16 protein-coding genes are annotated in these 24,066 nt (G+C 68.5%); 12 read left to right on the forward strand and 4 right to left on the reverse strand.

The features are described from left to right. Positions 1-190 precede the first annotated feature (190 nt). Both BUF17_RS06885 and BUF17_RS06890 read left to right on the forward strand, forming a co-directional pair. The gene (locus BUF17_RS06885) at positions 191-1,573 is read left to right on the forward strand and encodes a GGDEF domain-containing protein (protein ID WP_073626865.1); all 1,383 of its coding nucleotides are present in this window, start codon (positions 191-193) and stop codon (positions 1,571-1,573) included. Positions 1,574-1,642: 69 nt separating this feature from the next. After that, the gene (locus BUF17_RS06890; RefSeq protein ID WP_073626867.1) at positions 1,643-2,263 is read left to right on the forward strand and encodes a hypothetical protein; all 621 of its coding nucleotides are present in this window, start codon (positions 1,643-1,645) and stop codon (positions 2,261-2,263) included. A gap of 43 nt (positions 2,264-2,306) precedes the next feature. Here BUF17_RS06890 and BUF17_RS06895 read toward each other — a convergent pair whose 3' ends face one another. Further along, positions 2,307-3,260, reverse strand: coding sequence for a LysR family transcriptional regulator (locus tag BUF17_RS06895; protein WP_073626869.1), 954 nt, complete (start codon positions 3,258-3,260; stop codon positions 2,307-2,309). Positions 3,261-3,641: 381 nt separating this feature from the next. On the opposite strand from BUF17_RS06895, the gene BUF17_RS06900 reads away from it, so the two are divergent. Beyond that, positions 3,642-4,472 (forward strand): aldo/keto reductase, encoded by an 831-nt coding sequence (locus tag BUF17_RS06900; RefSeq protein WP_073626871.1) that lies wholly within the window; start codon positions 3,642-3,644, stop codon positions 4,470-4,472. Positions 4,473-4,558: 86 nt separating this feature from the next. On the opposite strand, the gene BUF17_RS06905 is transcribed toward BUF17_RS06900, so the two are convergent. After that, positions 4,559-7,867, reverse strand: coding sequence for an autotransporter domain-containing protein (locus tag BUF17_RS06905; RefSeq protein WP_084564168.1), 3,309 nt, complete (start codon positions 7,865-7,867; stop codon positions 4,559-4,561). A gap of 1,357 nt (positions 7,868-9,224) precedes the next feature. On the opposite strand from BUF17_RS06905, the gene BUF17_RS06910 reads away from it, so the two are divergent. The 4 genes from BUF17_RS06910 (at position 9,225) to BUF17_RS06925 (ending at position 16,798) form a co-directional block, all read left to right on the forward strand. Further along, on the forward strand, positions 9,225-13,481 hold the full coding sequence (locus tag BUF17_RS06910) for a glycosyltransferase (RefSeq protein ID WP_073626875.1): 4,257 nt from the start codon (positions 9,225-9,227) through the stop codon (positions 13,479-13,481). Positions 13,482-13,641: 160 nt separating this feature from the next. Further along, the gene (locus BUF17_RS06915) at positions 13,642-14,595 is read left to right on the forward strand and encodes a glycosyltransferase family 2 protein (protein ID WP_073626877.1); all 954 of its coding nucleotides are present in this window, start codon (positions 13,642-13,644) and stop codon (positions 14,593-14,595) included. 79 nt (positions 14,596-14,674) lie between these two features. Then, on the forward strand, positions 14,675-16,303 hold the full coding sequence (locus BUF17_RS06920; protein WP_073626879.1) for a hypothetical protein: 1,629 nt from the start codon (positions 14,675-14,677) through the stop codon (positions 16,301-16,303). Positions 16,304-16,507: 204 nt separating this feature from the next. After that, the gene (locus BUF17_RS06925) at positions 16,508-16,798 is read left to right on the forward strand and encodes a hypothetical protein (RefSeq protein ID WP_073626881.1); all 291 of its coding nucleotides are present in this window, start codon (positions 16,508-16,510) and stop codon (positions 16,796-16,798) included. A gap of 149 nt (positions 16,799-16,947) precedes the next feature. Here the strand turns inward: BUF17_RS06925 and sthA are convergent, their stop codons facing one another. Continuing rightward, positions 16,948-18,339 carry a Si-specific NAD(P)(+) transhydrogenase gene (sthA, locus tag BUF17_RS06930; RefSeq protein WP_073626883.1) on the reverse strand — a complete coding sequence of 464 codons (1,392 nt, stop codon included), beginning with the start codon at positions 18,337-18,339 and terminating at the stop codon, positions 16,948-16,950. A 270-nt stretch (positions 18,340-18,609) separates the two neighbouring features. After that, complete coding sequence (locus BUF17_RS06935) at positions 18,610-19,539, reverse strand: glutaminase (RefSeq protein ID WP_073626885.1); 930 nt, start codon at positions 19,537-19,539, stop codon at positions 18,610-18,612. Between the two features lie 159 nt (positions 19,540-19,698). On the opposite strand from BUF17_RS06935, the gene BUF17_RS06940 reads away from it, so the two are divergent. The 5 genes from BUF17_RS06940 (at position 19,699) to yddG (ending at position 23,922) form a co-directional block, all read left to right on the forward strand. Continuing rightward, a complete protein-coding gene (locus BUF17_RS06940; protein ID WP_073626887.1) occupies positions 19,699-20,109 on the forward strand; it encodes a group II truncated hemoglobin in 411 nt (136 codons plus the stop codon). A 246-nt stretch (positions 20,110-20,355) separates the two neighbouring features. Further along, complete coding sequence (locus tag BUF17_RS06945) at positions 20,356-21,468, forward strand: L,D-transpeptidase family protein (RefSeq protein WP_073626889.1); 1,113 nt, start codon at positions 20,356-20,358, stop codon at positions 21,466-21,468. A 166-nt stretch (positions 21,469-21,634) separates the two neighbouring features. After that, positions 21,635-22,444, forward strand: a complete 810-nt coding sequence (gloB, locus tag BUF17_RS06950) for a hydroxyacylglutathione hydrolase (protein ID WP_073626890.1) — start codon at positions 21,635-21,637, stop codon at positions 22,442-22,444. Beyond that, positions 22,441-22,905, forward strand: coding sequence for a cupin domain-containing protein (locus BUF17_RS06955; protein ID WP_073626892.1), 465 nt, complete (start codon positions 22,441-22,443; stop codon positions 22,903-22,905). The genes gloB and BUF17_RS06955 overlap by 4 nt, the downstream gene beginning before the upstream one ends. 141 nt (positions 22,906-23,046) lie before the next feature. Then, positions 23,047-23,922, forward strand: coding sequence for an aromatic amino acid exporter YddG (gene yddG, locus BUF17_RS06960; RefSeq protein WP_073626894.1), 876 nt, complete (start codon positions 23,047-23,049; stop codon positions 23,920-23,922). Positions 23,923-24,066 lie beyond the last annotated feature (144 nt).

The following is a 24,066-nucleotide window of genomic DNA, read 5'->3' on the forward strand; positions in this document are numbered from 1 at the left end:
TCCTGAACCGGCGGCGGTTTGTCGCCACGAACCCTCACAACAGACGCGGCGCTTGAACCGCCGCATGGCCCGCGGCCGCGGGCCTCCCGCGCAGAACGCCCCCCGCCATGCAATGCTGGCGAGCGGTATCGGACCAGCGGCAAACACGGGTGGGTTGAGGCACGCCCGAGAGACGGTTATCCGATAGATCATGGACCAGATATCCGACGATCATCCGGCCGGTGCATCCACCGCCGCCGCGCAGGATCCGCAATCCGTTCTCGCCGGGATCGCGGCAGAGAACGCGGATGCGCTGGTCGACCTGTTCTACGGCACCTTCATGCAGGACGCCGAGGGATCGGCGTTCCTGAGCCATGCCATGGTGCAGGAACGGCTGAAGCCGGGCCTTCGGCGATGGCTGCTGGAGCTTCTGGCCTCTGACCCCGACGGCGATCGGGTATCCTTCGAGGCGCATCAGCGCGCGATCGGCGCGATCCATGCGCGCGTCCGGCTGCCGGCCCACCTCGTCATGAAGGGAACGATGTTCCTGAAAAACGCCCTCGCGGCGGATCTCGTGGCAAGCCCGCTCGACCGCGACGGACTGGCGAGCGCCCTCGGACTGCTCAACAGCCGCATCGACGACGCCATGTGCCTGATGGGCGAGGCCTATGTCTCGGTCAGCACGCAGGGTGCCGAGGTGGACGAGGCCTTCCGCCTGTTCGCCATCGGCCAGGACAGCACCGTCGATCGCGAGAGCCAGCGCGCCGCGCTGATGGAATGGAGCCAGTCGATCCTGTTCAGCCTGCTCGGCAATGGCGGCGCCGGCGGCGCCCTGCCCCCGATCGGGTCATCGCCGTTCGGGCTCTGGGTGCACCACCGTGCCGGGCTGATGTTCCAGGGATCGCCGTCGCTCGAGACCATCAACGCCAACCTCCAGAACATCGACCGCGTGCTGCTGCCCAAGATCGCGGAGGCGCGAGAGGCGGGAGGGCCACCGCTGTCGGCGCTGACGAGCCGCCTCCAGACGATGGTCGACGAGATCAAGTTCCTGCTGGGCGAGCTGTTCCAAAGCGTCGCCGGCCTGGAAAGCGGCCGCGATCCGCTGACACGCACCCTGAACCGGCGTTTTTTGCCTTCGATCCTCGGCCGCGAGACCGCGATCGCGATCAAGGGCGGCGCGCCGTTCACCCTGCTGATGCTCGATGTCGACCATTTCAAGCGGATCAACGACGGCGCCGGCCACTCGGTCGGCGACCTCGTGCTGCGCCAGGTCGCCGACGTGATCCTCGATACCGTGCGCCTCAGCGACTTCGTGTTCCGCTATGGCGGCGAGGAATTCCTGATCGCCCTGATCGAGACGAATGCCGCCGCGGGCATCGAGATCGCCGAGCGCATACGGCAGTCGCTCGAGAGGAAGACACTGAACCTGCCGGATGGGTCGGACTGGCGCGTCACCGTGTCGATCGGCGCCGCGACCTTCGACGGCCATCCGGACTACACTCATCTGATCGATCTCGCCGACAAGGCGCTCTATGCGGCGAAGCAGCAGGGCCGCAACCGGACGGCGACGGCACAGGCGATCGCCCTGTCCTGAGCCGAGGCAGGCCCGTGGCGTCCGCGACCGGATGCCGGCTTCGCCCGACGACGTGAAAGGTCTATCGCCATGCCGATTCCGCTCCCCTCGCGCACGGTCACGCCGCGCGGCTTCGCCCGTTTCGCGCTCGCCACCCTCGCCGCCGTCGCGGCCTTGGCCTCGGCCGCGGGTTCGGCGGAAGCGGCCCTGCGGTTGCCGCCGGGCGTGCGCTGCGTCGAAAGCGGCCCCTATGCGGTCGTGGCCGCGCCGCCCGCGGACGGCAAGGGCGGCGATACCATCATCGCGCGCAAGCCGACCGACCGGGATACGCTCTGCAGCACGAGGCTCGGTCCCGACGACATCGCCATCGCAGGCCCCGCCGACGGCGTGCGGCTGCTCGGTGCGGCGCGCGGCTTCGTGATTGTCGACGACATGGCGCCCACGGCACCGAATACGCTGACCATCCGCGACATCGCGACCGGCGCCACGGTGTGGCAGGCGCGCTATGTCGACCGCGAATGGCCGCTCATCAAGCCGACCGACGTGACGCTGCTGCTCTATGTCGGCGAGGGCACGCCCGAGACCTGCCCGGACTACGACAAGCTCAAGGCCCAGAACCAGCGGCCGGTCGTGATGGAACGCTCGGTGTTCGACTTCAAGACGCTGACCCTGGAGCGCCTCGGCCCCAAGCGGTGCGCCGCCGCGCGATAGGCCGGCGGCACGGACCGGCGGATACCGCAAGCGTGACGGGAGGTCAGCCCGGCCGGGCCGGTGCCGCCAGCACGGCGGCGGTCGCCTCGTCGAGCCGGCTCATTTCCACGCGCGCAAGCTCGATCAGCCGCCGCAGCGCGTCCGGAACCTGCCGCCGGCTCGGATAATAGACGTGGAATGCGGGGCCGTAGGAGGTCCACTCCGGCAGCACGCGCTCGAGCGCGCCCGAGGCCAGTTCGGCGCGGACGTGGGCGGCGAGGCAATAGGCGATGCCGGCGCCACGCAAGGCCGCATCGATGGCGAGCTGCGTCTCGTTCACGACGATGGAACTGCGCAGGTCGACCGTGCGGGCGCTTTCGCCGTCGCCGAGTTCCCAGTGATAGAGGCTGCCGTCGCCGAGCCGGAGCCCGATCGAGGCATGGCGGTGGAGGTCCTCCGGCGTCCGCGGGCGGCCGCGCGCGGCGAGATAGGACGGGCTCGCCACCGTCACCCACGCGAGATCGCGGCCGAGCGGCGCCGCCACCATGTCCTGCGGCACGCGGTTGCCGTAGCGGATGCCGGCATCGAAGCCGGCGCTGAAGACGTCGACCATGGCGTTGTCCACCATGATGTCGAGGCTCACCCCCGGGAACTGCCGGGCATAGTCGGCGAGGATCGGCGCCAGGATCAGCCGGGCGGCATCGTTCGGCACGTTGAGGCGCAGCCGCCCGACCGGCCCCTCCCGGAACAGGTTCAGATCCTCCACCGCCTCGCCGATCTCGCGAAAGCCCGCTTCGAGGCGTGCCAGCAGCCGTTCGCCGGCTTCGGTGAGCGTGACGCTGCGGGCGGTGCGGTTGAGAAGCCGCACCCCGAGGCGGGTTTCGAGATTGCGGACCGCGTGGCTGAGCGCGGACGTCGAAACGTCCAGCAGCGACGCCGCCCTGGTGAAGCTGCGGCAGCGCGCAACCTCCATGAACACGCTGAGATCGCCGAGGTCGGTTCTGGACAGGGGGAGCATGGCGTCTTCCGATATCCGCGACATTGAAGAAAGATGAAGACATGGGGCGCGATCGATGCGCGATGCCGCGTGATGGGCCGTTTTTCGCGCAATTCAAGACCGTATCATTGAATTTTCCTCAACGCTTCGTTCAGGTCGAGGCCGTTTCCTTCCCGGATGCAGGTGTTAAGTTCCAGTGCGGGACGGCGGCGCCATCGGGGGGCGATGGCCACGCGCACCGTTCGAAGCGAACGGTCTTCGCGTGTTTCGCCGGCACCCGGCCATGACCATCACGCCGCCTCGCGGCATTCCCGGCGGTGCGGGCTCGTCGGCGAGGCGCTTGCGCCCTGCCGGGTTTCCGTTCCCCCACGCGCCACTGCGACAGCATTCAGGAAGACATCCGTGACAACGCAACCTCATCTGACGTTCAACGACGGCCGCGCGATCCCGCAGGTCGGGCTCGGCGTGTGGCAGACCCCGAACGACGTCGCCGTCACCGCCGTGCGCACGGCGCTGGAGGCGGGCTACCGGCACGTCGACACGGCCGCGATCTACGAGAACGAGACGGGCGTGGGCGAAGGCATCCGCGCCGCCGGCCTTCCGCGCGACGATCTGTTCGTCACCACCAAGGTGTGGAACGCCGACCAGGGCTTCGACGCCACGCTGAAGGCGGCGGACGCGAGCCTGAAGCGGCTCGGGCTCGACCATGTCGATCTCTACCTCATCCACTGGCCGGCGCCCCGCAAGGGCCTGTTCGTCGATACGTGGCGGGCGCTCGTCCGGCTGCGGGAAGAGGGACGCGCCCGGTCGATCGGCGTGTCGAACTTCGAGGTGGAGCATCTCGACCGCATCATCGCGGAGACCGGCGTGACGCCGGCGATCAACCAGATCGAGCTGCATCCGCGCTTCCAGCAGAAGGCCCTGCGCGCGGCCCACGCCGAACGCGGCATCGTCACCCAGTCCTGGAGCCCGCTCGGCCAGGGCACCCTCCTCGCCGATCCGGCCATCGCCGCCATCGCCGCCAAGCACGGCCGCACCCCGGCCCAGGTGATCATCCGCTGGCACATCGACAGCGGCCTCGTGGTGATCCCGAAATCGGTCACGCCGAGCCGCATCGTGGAGAATTTCGACGTGTTCGGCTTCAAGCTCGACGAGGCGGACCTCGCCGCCATCGCCGCGCTCGATGCGCAGGACGGCCGCATCGGCCCCAACCCGATGACCGCGGCGTTCTGACGGATCCCGGGCGCAACCGACGCGGATATCCCCCTTCGCGAAGAAAGGCAGGCGGCCCGGAGGCCGCCTGCCTGTGTTCCCGGCCGTTACCAGGTGTACTTGAAGCCGGCCGAGAACGTGTGGGCGGTGGAGCTGCCGCTCACCGCCAGTTCGTACTGGCCGGTCAGCCGCAGATTCTGCGCGGTTTCCGCGGCGATGCCGGCGGAGAGCACGCCGATATTGCGCCCGATTCCGGCCGACTCGACCTCGAACGAGCCCGCGGGCGCGCCGATCAGCGACGCCTGGGTCTTCGCGTCGGTATCGCCGAAATTGTAGTAGTAGCGGGCGGCGATCTCCGGCGTGATGGTGAAGGCGCCGGCCTCGAAGCGGGTGGCGAGACGCGCCCCGACCGACGGCATGTAGAGGTCCATCGTCTGCGACCGCACGCTGAGACCCGCCGATCCGGCGGACGACTCCGAGAAGGACCCGCGGTCGATGCGGTACCAGTCGAAGCCGAGGCTCGGTTCCACCATAATCTGCGAGAACGACAGATGCGCGCCGGCCTTGACCGAGGCGGAGAGGTCGTTGCCGATCGGCGAGCCGATCGCGGTGCGGGACAGCGTCCCGAACGTGATCTGACGCTCGGTGGAATAGTCGGCATAGTTGTAGGACAGCGTGCCGTCGGCGAACCACTGGCCGTTCTGCAGCGAGCCGTAGAGCGACACGCCGTAGGTGTCGGCGCTGGTGCTGGAGCCGTCGTTGCCGTCGGCATTGAAGTTGCCGTAGGCAAGGCTCATGCCGATGAGCGAATCCCCGAACGACTTGTCGACGCCGACGAGCACGCCGACGCTCGTCATGTCGAACGCGCCGGTGCCGCGCACGAAGGCCGGGCCGCCGAGAACGCGCGCCCAGGTCGAGACGCCGGTGAAGACCGACCGTGAATCCGGCGCATCCGCCGCCTGCACCGCGCCCGCGAGGCCCGAGGCGGCCCCTCCGGTCGCCTGGACGGTGGTGGCGGCCGTGACGGCACTCTGGCCGATGCCGAAGCGGCGGCCGGCGATGCGGTCTTCCAGCGCCCGGGTGAACTGCCCGCGCTGCAGGGCATCGGCGGTCATGCCGTTGCCGAGGGTCTCGCCCGACAGAAGTTGCAGCGCCTTGGCGCCGGCCGCGGCCGTGACGGTGTTGTCGAGGGCATAGAACACGTTGTCGAGATCGCCCTGGTCGATCGGCAGGTAGATGCCGTTCAGATAGGCGCCGACTGCGGCTTCATTGGCCGTCGTGGCCGGGGCAGTGAAGTCGCGCGTGAACGAAACGCTGATGGAATTCGGGTCGTAGTGCAGCGTTTCGAACAGGAACGGGCTCAGATCCGTCACTTCGTCATACTCGCCCGACACCGACCCCTCGCTTCGCGCGATGGTGAAGGTCTGGCCGTCCAGCTTGTCCGTCGGATCGGTGATGATGTTGACCGTGCCGTCGAGCACGATGTTGCCGGTCACCACGAGATTGTCGCTGCGGGCGGTATCGACCTCCAGGCCGTACACGCCGCTGTCGCCCTGGATCAGGTCGCCCACGATGGTCAGCGTGCCGATGGAATTGCCGGGCACCAGCTGGCCGTTGTTGACCACCGTGCCGACGATGGTGCCGGAACCGCCAAGGGAGGCGCCGGAATTCACCACGAGCTGCTGGGTGACGTAGTTCCCGGCGGCGTTGATCTTGAGAAGGCCGCTGTCGACCTGGGTGAGGGTGCGGGCATCGGTCACGGCGGAGCGGATGTCGAGCGTGCCCGCGCCGTTCTTGAGGATGTCGCCCGTGCCGGAGATCGTGTTGTCGCGCAGCGTCATGACGGCGCCGGAATCCACGGTGAACGTGCCGCCGAAATTCGATCCGCCATAGGGGCTGTCGATCGAGACGCTCTTGTTGACGACGACGTTGCGCGTCATCGCCATGGTCACGCCGGTGGCGATGCCGCCGCCCTGCATGGTCAGCACGCCGGAGCGGGCGCCGAGATTCTCGTCGGTGGTGATGCGGATGGTGCCGTTGTCGATGCGCGTGCCGCCGGAATAGGAATTGAGGCCGGCCAGCGTCAGCTCCGCCTCGCCCTTCTTGATCATCGAGCCGGTCCCGTTGATCACGCCGGAGAAGGTCTGGTTGCGGATCTCGATATTGGCGACATAGGGCTGGGTCAGGTTGACGGTGGCGCCGTATTCCAGCCAGTCGGTGGTCTGGGCGTAGACCGCGACCATCTCATGGGCCTTGGTCGTCGGGTGGAACTGGTCCCAGTAGAGATAGTCGCCGACATTGTCGGCCGAACAGCCGTTGGTGTATTTGCCGGTCTCGGAATCGACGCAGTTCTTGTTCGAATAGACGAACCCGAACGCCTGCGGATCGGCGGTCACCTCGTCCAGCAGCGCCGCGGTGTCGACGATGACGAGGCGGGTCTTGGAATTGGCCTTCGAGAACTCGTCCGACAGATCGTACAGCGCTTCCTTGAGGGAGCGGTTGGTATCCTTCACCGCGGAGCTCAGGACGAAGCGTGTGTCGGCGTCCTGAAGCAGCATCTTCGGGGTGGTGCTGACGTCGGCGATGGTCGGCACGTAGTAGGTCACGCCCTGGGACGCGATGTCGTTCCGCCCAGCGATGGCCGAATTGATCTTGCGCAGGTCGTCCGGAACGTTCTTGACGATATCGGTCTTTTCGACGAGCAGCTTACCGCCCAGCGTCGTTCCCGTGTACATCGTGTTCAGGAAGTCGGTGAACGCAGTATCGTCACCCTTCTTATTGAGATACGTCCGTATGGACGTCGTGTTGGACGATATGAACGTTCTCAGACTGTCGTTGAAGCTGGTATCCTCGATCACCTGTCTGAAATTGTTGCCGCCGATCCACAGCGTCACCAGCGGATGGTCGCCATATTCGGACGTGGACAGCGCCTTGTCGCCGACGCAGAAGATGAAGCACTTCTCGGTGCCCTTCACCTTGTCGGTGAACTGCCCGACCTGCTGCTCGAGGTGCTGGATCACCAGGTAGATCTTGGAGTCGGTCGCCGTTCCCGTCACCGCGCCGCCCCAGGCGAGGTTGTGGTCGGCATTGTAGGTCAGGCCGTTCATCGAGTTCAGATACTCGACCCAGACCCGTCCGTTCGAGAACCGGCCCTGATAGTAAAGGTTGCCGACGGGCTGGGTGATGCTGTCCTGGCTGAGATTGGCCGAACCACCGAACAGGCTCTTGACCTGCTCCCAGGCGTTGCCGGCCCCATCCTTGAGGCCGCTCAGGTACTTGGTTCGGGCATAGGTGCGGCCGGTATCGGACAGGCTGTCGCCGAGATCCCAGACGGATGTGTAGGTGGGCCCCGCCGTCTGGGCCATTGCCGTCGTGGACAGCAAAGCCAGCGAAGCAGCCAGTAGAATAGAGCGCATTCCCCGCCTCCAGTTTCAACAACGGCGCTTCCTCATGCCCCCATGAAGAAGCGCCGCATCGCCTTCCCGCCGTTCGAAGAACGGATGCTCAATGAATGGACGTCGCCACGGCAGCCCGCAGGCCCGGCGACATGCGCCCAATGACGTTGGCCTCAACGACCTTGATCCGAGGGATCCTGGTCGAAAGCACCTAGAGCATATCCCGTTCAGATCGAACCGATCTGAACGGCAACGATATGCTCAAACCTTTGAATCTGGAGCGATTTCCTGTCGATCTGATGATTCCATCAGATCGGAAAGCGCTCTCGTCCAGACTGACCTTGTCTGGACGACCCAGACGACTGGCCGGCAGAACCGGAAACCGGCCGGGCGACATGCGGACGAACGATCTCGCCCGCCGGCCGCGCCGCGGACATGCCTCACCGTTGCCCGGCGCGACGGCTCGCGCTGCACCGGGACGGCCGCATTCATCATGTCCGACGATCAAGCCCCGCAGCCGCCATGCGGCCGGGGAACGCCCCCGCGTCCTTCAACGTCCATATAAAAGACCCTGCACCCCAAGACACAGTGTATCGCCCCAGAGGCATCCTTATAAGAACCCCCTGCAATGTCAATCTCAGTGAAAATCGACGGGTGCCTCCTCATTTTTTCACAATGTTTCTTTTCTTTCAAATTCTTTCAACTGACCGCCACCCTATTTAGCTTCAAAATTGAAGAGGCGCCGGAATTGCCCTCACCGGTAGAACGACGAGGGTGCCGGAGGCCGGATTCGGGCCATCCGAGCGTGACAGGCCGCCTTCCGCCCGGCCTTTCCGCCTCCGCGAGGGCGAAAAGCCCGCCCGACGTCAAAAACCGGCCCCGCCGGGAAACGCGTGCGGATTTCCGAGACTGTTGCGATATCGCACCTATCACCCCACACTTGCGCGTGAAATCTATCGAACGTCTTGGTGACCGGGAGACGCAGCGGATAGGATCGGGGCATGGGTTGCAGCTTGAACGTCCGCCAGCGGACCAGAGTGTCGCGTTTTCCCGAAGAACGGCGCAGGAATGATATCGAGCGATCGGACGAGGCCGGCCGCAGGCGGCGGTGCCGGTCTCGGGCACTGGCCGTGACGAGGAGGAACCGTTCCGCCTTCTGCCGGAAGAGCTGCGGCCGAGGTTCCGGTACGGGCGGCGCGCCCGAAGGCGCGGCCCTTCGCTTTACCCCCGTCCCGCGGGCGTTCCTTCAGCGCCGTTTCCTCGCCGTTCGAAACCAAAAGTCCTCGACGGTCTTGACTTGGCGCCCGGATCGTCCTTCGTCCCCAGCGTCCGCGCTCCCCCGGCCGGTTCGTCGGCGACACGAGAGACCCTGCTTCTGATGTCTTCTTCCGATCAGCACCTTGTTACCAACGACGAACTGGTCGTCCTGCTCGACGTTCTGTCTTCCTGCGCCGGCTCGCTGCCCTCCGGCTATGTCGGCGATGCCTGGGATGCCCACGTCCCGTTCGTTCTCTGGCTGTCCTCCCACCTCGCGCCGCGCGGCATCGTCAGTTTCCTGCCGGAGCCGACGACCGTGGTCGCGATGCTCGCGGACAGGACGCCTGCGGCCACGCTCTATTGCCCGCCGGAGGCCGGCCGCATCGCGCCCGCCTCGCGCGGCGCACGCGCCCACTGGCTCGCCGACCGCCTCGGCGACCGGCTGCACCTGATCGAGACGCCCGACGACGTCTCCGCCACGGCGGGCACCGTCGACCTCGTGCTGGTGGACGGCGCCGGCAATGGCCTCTCGGCGGAGGAGCAGATCGCAGCCCTCGGCGACGCGCTTTCGCCCCATGCGGTTGCGCTCGTCGCGCACATCGCGCCGGCTCCCTCGTCGTCGGCCGGCTCCCCCGGCACCGCCGCCTGGCGGGCACTGCTGGCCGCCTATCCTGCCGCCTTCCCCGTGGGCCGTGGCCTCGCCGTCGTGCCGGTCGGCACCGTGCCACCGGGCCTGCAGGCCCTTGCGGAGGCCGCGCGCGGCGAAGGCCTGCAGGGCCTCGAGCGGCTGTTCGCCCGGCTCGGCTCGCTCTACGAAACCGCCTTCGGCGTCGCCGCCGAGCGGAGCATGGCCGCGGAACGGCGCGCGAGCGAGGCGGCCATCGCCAGCCGCCAGATCCAGCGCCAGCTCGCTCTGGCCCAGTCGCGGGCGGACGAGGCGCTGCGTGCCGCCGCCGAGGCCCACGCCGTGCTCGATGCGACACGCGCCTCGGTGAGCTGGCGCATCACCCGCCCGGTCCGCACCGCCTCCACCAGCTTTCCCGCCATCGCGCGGATCTTGCGCGGGTTCGCGCGCAACAATCCCGGCCTCGTCCACGAAACGCGGTGGGCCCTGCGGGCCGCCGCGAACCTGGCCCGGCTGAAGGCCCCGCCGCCGCGCGTCGCCCTTCCCGCCCCGGCCACCGCCGCCACGTCGCCGGCGGGCCGCGAGCCGGTGCTGTGGTTCTTCATGGGCGACACCATCGACTGGCTGTCCGACCACAGCCATCTCACCGGCGTCGGCCGCGTCACGGCGGAGCTGTTCCGCGGCGGCGTCGAGGACCGGCCCCGGCCGCGCTGGCTTCCCGCCATCGCCACGGCCGGCGGCGCGGGCCTCGCCCAGGTCTCGGCCGGAAACTGGCGCGGATCGGGTCCGGCGATCGAAGAACTGCGCAAGGTCTGCGACGGCATCCCCGTCCAGGGCATGTCGGCCGCCCCGGGCGACCATGTGCTCTTCACCGGGGTGATCTGGAACGCCCACTATGTGGAGCTGATCGAGCGGCTGGTGCGCAACGGCCTCACCTTCAGCGTTCTCGTCCACGACATCATCCCGATCGACGAGCCGGAGTTCGTTTCCCCCGAGTTCAACGCGGGCTTCACGCTCTGGATGGACGCGGTCGCCCGCAAGGCGAGCACGCTGTTCGTCTCGACCGATTTCGTGCGTCACCAGATCGAAGCGTGGGCCCGCGAGATGAAGATCGCGCGCCGGCAGCCGATCGTCACCATTCCGTTCGGGCCGAGCCTCGTGCCCGTGCCCGAGGCCGCGAAGCCGCTGCGCCCCGGCGTGACCGTGCCCTACGCGCTCTCGGTCGGCACCATCGACAAGCGCAAGAACCAGGCGATGCTGCCGCGGCTCTGGCGCCGCCTGGTCGAGACCCTCGGGGCGGACAAGGTGCCGATGCTGGTGCTCGTCGGCCGCGACGATCTTCGCCTCGGCACCACGGACGAGAACGTCGCTGCGCTCGCAAAGGCCGGCCGCATCGCCATTCTGGAAGACGTGGCCGACGCCGAACTCGCCGATCTCTACCGGCTGTGCCTGTTCACCGTGTTCCCGACGCTGAGCGAGGGCTACGGTCTGTCGATCTCCGACACCCTCGCCTACGGCAAGGTGCCGATCTCGTCGGGCCTGGAGCCGATCCGCGAATATGCCGGCAACCTCCCCTGGTATTTCGACCCGCTCGACGACGACGATGCCTACCGGGTGATGAGCCGCGCGGTCCTGAACCCGGATGTTCTGGCCAAGGCCGAGGCCCGCATCGCCGCGGAGTGGCATCCGAGTTCATGGCGGACGGCGGCGGACGTCACCGCCGCCGCCCTCGACAGCTTCGTCAACGCGCGGGCGAACGGCGCGCGCATTCCCGACGAACTGCGCCTCGACCGCCCGCTCGAGGAGCTGCGCGCCAAGGCGCGGCGCTGGAGCGGGGGCGACCGCCCCGACGTCTCGATCCTCATCATCAACTGGAATGCCGCCGACATGACCCGGACGTGCGTGGAGCACATCTGGGAACACACCGAGGGCCTCACCTACGAGATCCTGATCGCCGACAACGGCAGCCGGCGGGCCGAGTTCGAGCCGCTGCGCGTGCTGGAACCCGATGTGCGGCTGGTTCAGCTCGAGGTGAACCGCTATTTCGGCGAGGCCAACAACATCATCGCCGAGCACGCGCGCGGCCGGTTCCTGTGCCTGCTCAACAACGACGTGTTCGTGCCGGAAGGCTGGCTGACCGGCCTTCACGCCGCGCTGACGGAGCGCCCGAAGGCCGCCGCCGTCGGGCCGGTGTTCCTGTTCCCCGACGACACCATCCAGGAAGCCGGCGGCAACATGGACCCGAGCGGCATTCCCGCCCGCTCGCTGCGCGGCAAGCCTGCGGCCGCGATCCGCAACATGCCGGCCAAGGCGGTGGACTACATCTCCGCCGCGGCGCTGCTCGTCCACCGCGACAGCTTCTTCGATGCAGGCGGCTTCGACCTGGCGTTCGAGCCGGCCTATTACGAAGACACCGATTTCTGCTTCAAGCTCGCCGCGCTCGGCCAGGAAGTCTGGCTAATCCCCTCGGTCACGGTCATTCACCTCGAAGGCTATTCGACCGACGAGAAGGCGATCCCCTCGGCGCGCAAGCGGGCGCTCGGCGATCTCAACCGCGGCAAGTTCCTGTCGCGCTGGGGCGACTACCTGGAAGACCGCAGCCCGGAGACCCTCGCTGCCGGCCGGGCGCTGTTCACCCCGGCGACCCGGCAGCGCCCGGCGCCGCCCGCTGATGCCCGGCGCGCGCTGATCTATACGCCCTATAATCTCACGCCCGGCGGCGGCGAGCGCTATCTTCTGACGCTGGCCGATGCGCTCAGCACCCGCTTCAACGTCACGATCGCGACCCCGCATCCCTACAGCCACCTGCGGCTGACGAACCTCGCGTGCGTGTTCGGCCTCGATCTTTCGGGCTGCCGGATCGTCACGGAACTCGACCTGCCCGACGAGCCGGAGTTCGATATCCAGGTCGTGATGGGCAACCACGTCACGCCGCCGATCCCGGCCCAGGCACGCGACAGCTACTATCACTGCCAGTTCCCGTTCCCGCTGCCGGCCGACGGCACGCCGGATCCGGCGCTGCTGACGGGCTACCGCGCCGTGCTCGTCAATTCCGACTTCACCCGCAGGAACGTGCTCCAGGGGATGCAGCGATACAATCTGCCGATGGTGCGCACGGACATCCTCTATCCGCCCGTGCCGCCCTATGAGGGCGACGCGCGTGCGAAGAAGAAGCGGATGATCCTGACCGTCGGGCGTTTCTTCGTCGGCGGACATGCCAAGCGCCACGACCTGCTGATCGAGGCGTTCCGCTCGCTGGCGCAGCGCGTCGGCGGCGACGTGGAATTCCATCTCGCCGGCTCCTCCACCCCGGGGCCGGAACACATGGATTATCTCAACGGCCTGCAGGCGATGGCCGCCGACCTACCGGTGGTGTTCCACGTCAACTGCTCCAACAGCGAGCTCGCCGGGCTCTACCGCGATGCCGCGATCTACTGGCACGGCACCGGGCTCGAGGAGAACCTCAAGCAGCATCCGGAACTCGCGGAGCATTTCGGCATCGCCATCGCCGAGGCGATGTCGGCCGGCTGCGTCGCCTTCGCCCTCAATGCGGGCGGTGCGCGCGAGATCATCACCGACGGCGAGGACGGCTTCCTCTACGATTCGCTGGAGATGCTGACGATGCGCACGGCCGCCATCCTGCGGCCGCAGAAGGACGAGGAGCGGATCGAGATCGGCACGCGGGCCGCCGAGCGCGCCCGCGCGTTCACCCCCGACCGCTTCATCGGCCACGTCCTCGAGCTGATTTCCTGAGCGCGCTCGCCCCGGGCCGGCGCGCCGGCCCGCCGGGCTTGACCGCGCCGGTCAGGCATGGCTGATGCCGGGACAGCGAACGGTCGGCGGCGGACAGTGCCGCCGGCCCGCCAGCGCACCCCGCCGCCCCCGGGGAGCAATCTCTGAGTTCGAGGACGTCATGGCCACCATCGCCGAGATCGCCGCCAGCCACAGCATCGCGGTGCTGGTCCCCTGCCACAACGAGGCAGCCGCCATCGGCGCGGTGGTGCGCGATTTCCGCCGCAGCCTGCCGACCGCGACGATCTACGTCTACGACAACAATTCGACCGACGAGACGGTGCGGATTGCCGAGGAAGCCGGCGCCGTCGTCCGGCGCGAGACGCGGCAGGGCAAGGGCCACGTGGTCCGCCGCATGTTCGCCGACGTCGACGCCGACATCTACGTGATGGTGGACGGCGACGACACCTACGAGGCCGAGGCCGCGCCGCTGCTGATCGAGACGCTCGTCAACGACAACATGGACATCGTCAACGGCGCCCGGGAGGCGGTCGGCGACGCCGCGTTCCGGCGCGGGCACAAGTTCGGCAACCGCCTGCTCTCCGGCCTCGTCAGCGCCGTGTTCGGCAAGCGCAACGACGACATGCTGTCCGGCTACAAGGCGATGTCGCGCCGCATGGTGAAGTCGTTCCCGGTCAAGAGCAGCGGCTTCGAGATCGAGACCGAACTCCTCGTCCACGCGCTCGAACTCGACCTGCCCATCGGCGAGCGCCCGACGCGCTACCGCGAGCGCGGCGAAGGGTCGACCTCCAAGCTCAGGACCTATCGCGACGGCCTGCGAATCCTCTGGCTGATCAGCCATCTGATCCGCGAGGAGAAGCCGCTGCAATTCTTCTCGACCATCGCCTTCGTCGTGTTTCTCGTGGCGCTGGCGTTCGGCGTTCCGGTGGTGCTGGAGTTCGGCCGGACCGGACTGGTGCCGCGCCTGCCGACGGCCGTGCTCGCCATGGGCCTCGCGCTCGCAAGCCTCCTGGCGCTGAATGCGGGGCTGGTGCTCGATGGCGTGTCGCGCGGCCGGCGCGAGGCCAAGACCCTCGCCTATCTCGCCGTGCCGCCCCCCGGCCGCAAGCCCTGACCTTTCCGGCTGCAAAGCCTCTCGCCGCATCGCCCGTCGCGCGCCTCTCCGAGGCCGGCCGAAACCTCCGGACCCACCGATGACCACGCCTCGCCCCTCCGCCGCCCCGCGCTCCGGCGGCATCGCACCGGCCACATGGGCCTGGCTTGGCCTCTACCTTCTCTTCTTCGGATTGTTCGGCCTCTATATCGGCGGTGACGGCACGCCGGATCTGCGCATCTATCACCGCTATAACGGCTTCGCGCTCGTCTCCGGCGGACGGCCGCAGGACATCGCGGCGGCGGGGCTGCAAAGCTATTTCTTCCCCGGCCTCGACGGGCTCTATTTCCTGCTGACGCAGGCCCTGAACGACCATCCCGCCGTGCTGCACGTCATCATGGCGCTGCCTTATGCCGTGGCCGCGCTCCTGGTCTATCTGGTGGGGCGGCGCGTGCTGCCGCAGTCCTGGCCGCTGCGTGACGTGCTGGCGGGCGCGGCCGCGCTGTTCGGCGTCACCGGCTCGGCGAGCTTCTCCACCATCGGCACCACCATGAGCGAGATCCCGCAGGGCCTGCCGTTCCTGGCCGGGCTTGCGGTGTGGTTCGGCTGCGTGCCGCTGCGCGACCGCCCCGCCCTGCCGGTGTGGACCGTGGCCCTCGCCGGCCTTCTGGCGGGGGCGACCGTGGGGCTGAAGCTGACCTCGCTGCCGCTGTTCGTGGGCCTGTTCGTGGCGGTGATCGTCGCCGAACTGCCGCGCTGGCGCACCGGCATCGCCGCCGGTTTCGTGTTCGGCCTCGCCGGCGTGATCGCCGCCTTCGCGGTGGCCGGCTGGTGGTGGTGGCATATCTATCAGCTCACCGGAAACCCGGTGTTCCCGGCCTTCAACGACGTGTTCCGCTCCGATTGGGTGGCCGCCGGACGCTGGTCGGACGACCGCTTCAAGCCGCAGACCTGGACGCACGCGCTGCTTTTCCCCGCGCTGTGGGCGTTCACCTATTCCAACCAGGCGATCGAACTCGCCATGCGCGACGCGCGGCTTCTGCTTGCGCTTCTCGCCATGCTGGCCCTGCTCGCGTCGGTCGTCTTCGGCGGCCTCCGCCGCGCCGGTCCACCCTCGCGGCGGGCGGGCGGCCTGCTCGCGCTCGCGCTCTTCATCGCCTACGGGCTGTGGGAGGCGATGTTCGCGATCTACCGCTACAGCGCGCTGATAGAGTGCTTCTCCGGCGTGCTGGTCTGCGCGGCCGTCGCCGCCTGGCTGCCCCGGCGCGTGATGGCCTGCATCGGGATCGCCGCCGTCGTGGTGGTCGGGATCGCCACCGTGTGGCGCACCCATTATCCGTGGTGGGACAGATCGCGCCCGAGCGTCCACGCCGTCGAAATCAGCCTCCCGCCGGTGGAGCCGGGCGCGCTGGTGGTGTTCCTCGACCCGGGGGCCTTCTCCTATCTCATCCCGGATCTTCCGGCCGGCGTGCAGGTGATCGCGCCGAACAGCAACCTCGTGCGCCCGGATTCCGAGGGCACGCTCAGGCCGCGGATGGAAGCCGCGATCCGCGCGTTCGAGGGGCCGATCTGGGGCTTCGAGAACCTGAAGGATTATCCCGGGGCCGCCGACACGGCGCTTCAGCACTACGGCCTGAAGAAGACCGGAGAATGCGCGCCCATCACCAGCACCATCGATTCCGTCCCGGCACAGGGCTGCCGCCTGGAGAAGGTGGCACCCGCCCCCTGATCGGAATGAATATTACAAAGAACGATATAAAGATGACATCTTCTTAATTTGAAGCCTCCCACCGGGACATATTAAGTCAAGCTCATCGGAGCGGGCGTTCCACCCGGCCATTGAACGGCACGTTGGAGCAAAGCCGATTCCGACACGGTTGAGCTGAAGTCCCGACAACCGAATTCCGGTGGGGTTTTGAAGATGAGCACGGTCATGAACACCGCTTTCCCGAGCCTGAACGTCCTGACGGACACACAGCTCGGCGAGATAGACGCCGGTATCAGCGCGCTGGGGATCGGCGCGATTGCCGGTGCCGTCGTCGGCGCGGCGGCCTTTGCGATCGCGGCGGCGCCGACGGCCGCGGTCGTCGGCGTGGGCGCGGTGCTGGCGGAGGGCGCCAATCTCGTCGTCGGCGGAGGCATGATCGCCGGCGGCAGCGTCGTCGGCACCGCGGTGGGCGGCGTGGTCGACGGTGTGAAGAGCGTCTGGAACGACATCTTTTGATCCAGCCGCCGGGAACGGAGCCACCCGGCCGCAGCGACATCGGCATTTCCGTTGGGAGCTGATATCGGCCAGGCCGGACAATTTGGCCCCGATAACTTGGCCCAGATAACCCGGACCGGACAATCTGGACTGGATATCCGCCCCTGGCTTCAGACCCGCGTCATGCGGTTCCAGGCGTCGAGGCCGGCGATCTTGTAGGCCTCGGCCAGCGTCGGGTAGTTGAACGTGTTCTCGATGAAATAGTCGATGGTGCCCTTGAGGTTCAGCACCGCCTGGCCGATGTGGATCAGCTCCGTCGCGCCCTCGCCGAGGATGTGCACGCCGAGCAGCCGACGCGATTTCGTCGAGAAGATCATCTTCATCATGCCCGCGTTCAGACCCATGATGTGCCCGCGCGAGGTTTCGCGGAACCGCGCGATGCCGCATTCGTAGGGAATGCCGCGCTTGGCGACCTCCTCCTCGGTCATGCCGACGGTGGAGATCTCCGGCACGGAATAGATGCCGTAGGGGAAGAATTCCGGCGGCGGCGGCGGTTCGAGGCCGAAGGCGTGGCAGGCGGCGAGCCGGCCCTGCTCCATCGAGGTGGAGGCGAGGCTCGGGAAGCCGATCACGTCGCCCGCGGCATAGATGTGCGGCACCGAGCTCTGCAGCGTCTTCGGATCGACGGTGATCCGGCCGCGATGGTCGGTCTCGATGCCGGCCGAGGCGAGGTTCAGCCGGTCGGTGGCGCCGACCCGGCCGGCGGCGAACAGCAGCATGTCGGTCGCCACCGTGCGCCCGTTGGCGAGCCTCGACACCGGACCCGACGTTCCCAGTTCGATGGAGGTCACGGCGGAGCCGAGCCTCAGGGCGACGTTGCGGTCGCGGAGTTCGTGCACGAACTCCTCGATCAGTTCCCGATCGAGGAAGTCGAGGAAGCTCGTGCGCGGCTCGATCAGCGTCACCGCCACGTCGAGCGCGCTGAAGATGGTGGCATATTCGACGCCGATCACCCCGGCGCCGATCACGGTGAGGCTGCGCGGCAGACGCGGCAGCTCGATGATCTCGTCGCTGTCGAACACGTTGGTGCCGTTGAAGGGCACATAATCCGGCCGGAACGGGCGCGTGCCGCAGGCGATCAGCACATGCGCCGCGCTGATGGTGCGGCGCTCGCCGTCCTCGGCGGTGACCTCGATCTCGTGGGGCGAGACGAACCGGGCCTCCCCGCGCGCCGTCTTCACCGCGTTGCGGCTGAACTGGTGTTCCAGCACCTCGACCTCGTGGTCGAGCGTCTTGTGCAGACGGATCAGCAGGTCTTCCGCGCCGATATCCTGCTTGACCCGGTAGGACCGGCCGTAGAAGCCGCGCTCGCGCCAGCCGGACAGGTTCAGCACGGTCTCGCGCAGGGTCTTGGAAGGGATGGTCCCGGTGTGGACCGACACCCCGCCGACCCGGCGGCCCTTCTCCACCACCAGCACGGACTTGCCGATCTTGGCGGACTGGACGGCGGCGCGGCGGCCCGACGGACCGCTGCCGATGACGACCATGTCGAAATCGTACATGAAACCGGCTCTTCTCGACGAGGAACGGAACGAGGCGGGAGCGGGCGCCGTCCTGGCGGACGATGCCCGGGGCGCAACCCGTGCCTGGGGAGCGCCACCGGAAAGCGATGCACGATCAATGCCAAGACAGGATGACAGCCGGATCGGATGACACTCAGGACCCGATGACAGCCGAGAACGGATCGACAGCCGAGAACGGATGACGGCAGCCGCGCGCGGCCGGCGCACCGGCGCGGCGGTCCCGCCCGGCTGAGCCGGCCGGTGCGGGCTTCAGGGGCCGAACACGGACCAGCCCATGGTGCGCGCCAACCTCTCCAGCGCGATGGCGCCGAGCTGGGAATTGCCGACCTGGTTGAGCCCGGGGGACCACACCGCGATCGACGCCTTGCCGGGCACCACCGCAAGGATGCCTCCGCCGACGCCACTCTTGCCGGGAATGCCGACATGGAAGGCGAAGTCGCCCGAGCCGTCATAGTGACCGCAGGTCAGCATCAGCGCGTTGATGCGCCGGGCGCGCTGGCTCGACACCACGCGTCCGCCCGTCTCCGGGTTGCGGCCGTCGGCGGCGAGGAAGCGTCCCGCCATGGCGAGCTGGCGGCAGCTCATGGCCACCGCGCACTGGTGGAAATAGACCCCGAGGGTCTTGTCCGGGTCGTGCTCCAGGTTGCCGAACGCCTTCATGTAGTTGGCGAGCGCGATATTGCGGAAGCCGGTCTCGGTCTCCGACCGCGCGACGGCCCTGTCGACCACGATGCTCTCGTCGCCCGCCAGGAAGCGGAGGAAATGCAGGATCTGGCCCAGTGCCTCGCGCGGCTGGTGCTGCGACAGCACCACGTCTGTCACCACCAGCGCGCCCGCATTGATGAACGGGTTGCGGGGCACGCCCTGTTCGCGCTCGAGCTGGACGATGGAGTTGAACGGATTGCCGGAGGGCTCGCGGCCGACGCGCTTCCACAGGCTGTCGCCGACGAGGCCGAGCGCCATCGTCAGCGTGAAGACCTTGGAGATGCTCTGGATCGAGAACGGCTCGTCGGCATCGCCCGCCGTGAAGGTCTCGCCGTCGTTGGTGACGACCGCAATGCCGAAGCGGGCGGGATCGACCTTGGCGAGCTGAGGAATATAATCCGCGACCTTGCCCCGTCGGGTCTCCTTGGCCATGGTGTCGGCGATGTCGTTCAGGACTTTGTCGAGCGCGGGCAAGGGCGGGCACCTCGTTGCTGCGGCGGTCTGCGGGTCCGGACGCGGGCGGATGGCGGCGGCGGCCGCCGATGGGTCCGATCCGGACGGACAAGCCCCACTCATGCCATCCGGCACGGCCGGCGATCAATGGCGACGACGGCACGCAAGGAGCGAGACCCGATGACGAGCAGCGCGGACGCAACCCTGCCGGAGGCGACGACGCCCTACGAGATGATCGGCGGGGACGATGCCGTCCGCCGCCTCGTCGCGCGGTTCTACCGGTTGATGGACGAATTGCCGGAGGCGGCCGCCTGCCGGGCGATCCACCCGGAAAGCCTCGCCGATTCCGAACAGAAGCTCTACGAGTTCCTCTCCGGCTGGCTCGGCGGGCCGCCGCTGTTCGTGGAGCGGCGCGGGGCGCCGATGCTGCGCCGCCGGCACCTCCACGCCCCGATCGGGCCGGACGAGCGCGACGGCTGGATGCTGTGCTTCCGCCGCGCCCTCGTGGAGACCGTCGAGGACGAGGCCTTGCGCGGCTTTCTGCTGGAACGCATCGAGGCGCTCGCCAACCACATGCAGAACCGGCCGTGACCCCGGTGGACACGACGGTCACGTTTCGCTAACCGTCCCGGCCGATGATCGGGACATCCGGCGGCATCGCCGAACATCCGCCGCGAGATCCGGGTATGGCCGCCGGGCTTGGTGGATTGAAGCGGCGCGGACGAGCCGAGGCAGCACGCCGAAGCAGCACGCATAGGGCGGCCTGCCGTGCGCGACGGTAAAGCCGTGCCGTCCCCGCCGCGCGGGGCCGGAGCAACGATCGAGGAACGGACGGCGATGAAACGACTGGCACGCGCGCTCGCGCTCGGCACCATGATCGGCCTGATTATGGCCGGCTGCGTTCCCGATCAGGGCAACCGGGCCGACCAGCCGATCCCGGCGAAGCTGCTGGCCCAGATGAGCGCCAAGGGCATGAGCCCGGCCGCGCCGATCTTCATCCGCATCTACAAGCAGGAAAGCGAGCTGGAGGTCTGGAAGCGCGACACGCGCGGCCGCTACGCCCTCCTGAAGACCTACCCGATCTGCCGCTGGTCCGGAAAGCTCGGCCCGAAGACGGCGAGCGGCGACCGCCAGGCGCCGGAAGGCTTCTACACCGTCTCCGCGCGGCAGATGAATCCGAACTCGCAATATTACCTGTCGTTCGACCTCGGCTTCCCGAACAAGCTCGAAAAGGCGCTCGGCTATACCGGCTCGGCGCTGATGGTGCACGGCGCGTGCTCGTCCTCCGGCTGCTATGCCATGACCGACCAGCAGGCGGGCGAGCTCTATGCCGTCGCCCGCGAGGCGTTCGCCGGCGGCCAGCGCGACTTCGAGGTGCAGGCCCTGCCGTTCCGCATGACGGCGGCGAACCTGGAGCGGCACCGCGGCGACCCCAACATGCCGTTCTGGCTGAACCTGAAGCAAGGAGCGGCGATCTTCGACGCCACCCGGCAGCCGCCGGAGGTGGATGCCTGCGGCGGCCGTTATGTCTTCAACGCGGTCGCCACCAATCCTTCGGCGACGTTCGAGCCGCTGGCGCCCTGCCCGGCCTATACCACCGATCCGGCCACCGCCTCGGCGCTCGCCTCCGTCAACGCGCTCGCCGCATCGCTCGCCGCCGAGCCGCCCGCGGCTCCGCTCGCCATGTCCTATGTGGACGGCGGCATGCACGAGAGCTTCCGCGCGCTGATGCGCCAGGTCGGCTCGAAGAAGATGGGCCAGATGACCTCCGGCAAAGTGCCGATCAGCCGGCCGGACGCCGCACTGGCCGATCCCTATTCCTCGGCCCCCACGGCGGAAATGGCAGGTGCACCGCCGGCCCCCGCCGCTCCGGCGACAACCCCGTCGACGGCCGCCGCTCCGGCCTCCGACCCCATCGCCGTCCTCGCCGCCGCGAGCGGCCACACCTGAGCCGGAGCGGCGAGAGGCCGGCAGGAACCGGATGGTTCCCTCCGACCGACAAGAAATCGCTCCAGATTCAAAAGCTTGAGCATATCCTTATCGTTCAGATCGGTTCAATCTGAACGGGATATGCTCTAGGATGCCCGCCTCTCGGACGACATCCCCGGCGGAGCGCATGGACAACACATCTTCCCACACCATCGAGAAGGACGGCGTCGAGATCCGCCTCGTGCCCTGCCTGTCGGACAATTACGCGGTGCTGATGCACGACCGCGTCGACGGCACCACCGTCCTCGTCGACGCGCCGGAGCCGGGGCCGATCCTCGCCGCCCTCGGCGAGACGGGCTGGCGGCTGACGGACATCCTCCTCACCCATCACCATCACGACCATGTCCAAGGTGTCGCCGCTCTGGTGGAGGCGACCGGCGCGCAGGTGCACGGGCCCGCGGCCGAGGCCGACCGGATGCCGCCGCTCGACGACGCGCTCGCCGACGGCGACACCGTTCGTCTCGGCCGCCTCGAAGCCGGCTGCATCGCCACCCCCGGCCACACCTCCGGGCCGCTCAGCTATCACTTCGCCGGCCTCGGCGTCGCCTTCACCGGCGACACGCTGTTCGCGCTCGGCTGCGGGCGCCTGTTCGAGGGCACGCCGGAGATCATGTGGGAGTCGCTCTGCCGCCTGCGGTCGGCGCTTCCCGACGACACCCTCGTCTATTGCGGCCACGAATACACCCTGTCGAACGCGCGGTTCGCCCTGACCGTGGATCCCGGCAACGAGGCGCTGGTCGCCCGCGCCGGCGCCGTCGAGGCCGCCCGCGCCGAGGGGCGCCCGACGGTTCCGTTCACCATGGGCGAGGACCGGGCCACCAACCCGTTCCTGCGCGCCGACGCGCCTTCGGTCGCCGCCGTGATGCCGACCGAAGGCCGCGCGCCGCCGGCGGCGGTGTTCGCCGAGATCCGCCGCCGCAAGGACAGCTTCCGGTGACGGCGGGCGAAGGCGCGGCCGCGACCCACGCCGGTCTTTCCGCCCGCGCGGTGATCGACCTCCTCGGGCTCGCGCCGCATCCCGAAGGCGGCTTCTATCGCGAGACCTTCCGCGACCCCGATCCTCAAGGCGGCCGCGATCGCTCGACGGCGATCTATTTCCTGCTGCCGGAGGGGATCCGCTCCCACTGGCACCGGGTCGATGCCGTGGAGATCTGGCACTGGCACGCCGGCGCGCCACTCGTGCTGGAGACCGCGGCCAGCGATGCGGACGCGCCCGTGCCCCAAGTGCTCGGACCCGATCTCGCCGCCGGGGAGCGGCCCCAGGGCATCGTGCCCGAAGGCCACTGGCAGGCGGCGCGCTCGCTCGGCGCCTGGACGCTGGTCGGCTGCACCGTGGCGCCCGGCTTCCGCTTCGAGGGCTTCGTGCTTGCCCCGCCCGGCTGGGCGCCCGGGGCCTGACGCCCCGGCGCGGCTCGCCGCAAAAGCGCCGCCGGCAGCGGCAACCGCGATCCCGACGCCGGATTCTCATCGACGGCCTTCCCGGTTCCGCGCGCGATGCTGTAGACCGGACGGACCCCGCCTTTCCCGGAGCCCCCTGCCGTGACCCGTTCCACCGCGACGCTCGTCGGCCTGACCGCCATCCTGATGTGGGCCACGCTCGCGACGCTCGCCACCGCGTCCGGCGCGGTGCCGCCGTTCCTCTTGAGCGCGCTGTGCTTCGGCCTTTCCGGCATCGTCGGGCTCGCCGCCGTCCGCATCAGGACCGGCTCGTTTTCGGTGATGCGCCAGCCGCCGGGGGTGTGGGCGCTCGGGATCGCCGGGCTGTTCGGCTACCACTTCTTCTATTTCACCGCGGTCAAGACCGCCCCGCCCGCCGATGCCAGCCTGATTTGCTATCTCTGGCCGCTGCTGATCGTCGTCCTCTCCGGGCTGCTGCCGGGCGAGCGGCTGAGGGCACACCACATCGTCGGCGCGCTCGCGGGCCTCGTCGGCGCCGGGCTGATCGTCACGAAAGGCGGCACCGCGCTCAACCTGTCGGCGGACTATGCGCCCGGCTATGCCGCGGCGGTCGCGGCGGCAGTGATCTGGGCGGTCTATTCCGTGGCCTCGCGCCGCTACGCCGCGGTGCCGAGCGCCACCGTCATGGGGTTCTGCCTCGCGGCCGCCGTGCTGTCGGCCCTCTGCCATCTCGCCGTCGAGACGACGGTCTGGCCGGCCTCGGCGACGGAATGGCTCGCGATCGCCGGCCTCGGGCTGCTGCCGCTCGGCCTCGCCTTCTTCACCTGGGACGTGGGCGTCAAGCACGGCGACATCCAGGTGCTCGGCGCGGCGGCCTATGCGGCCCCGCTGCTCTCGACGCTGCTGCTCGTCGCGGTCGGCTTCGGCGAACCCACCTGGACGCTGGCGATCGCCTGCCTCTTGATCTCCGGTGGCGGCGTAATCGCCGCCAAGGACATGATCTGGCGCCGGCGATGATCCCCATCGACGACGGGCGCGTCGCCCTCGCTCGGCCGCGCTCTCCCGCCGGAGCATATCCCGTTCAGATCGATCGGAAAGCGCTCTGACGAAGGCCGTGCCGGCGGGCACGCACGAGTCCGGATCGATTTGCCGGGCCGTCTG

Source organism: Pseudoxanthobacter soli DSM 19599 (assembly GCF_900148505.1).
GTDB classification, from domain to species: Bacteria; Pseudomonadota; Alphaproteobacteria; order Rhizobiales; family Segnochrobactraceae; genus Pseudoxanthobacter; species Pseudoxanthobacter soli.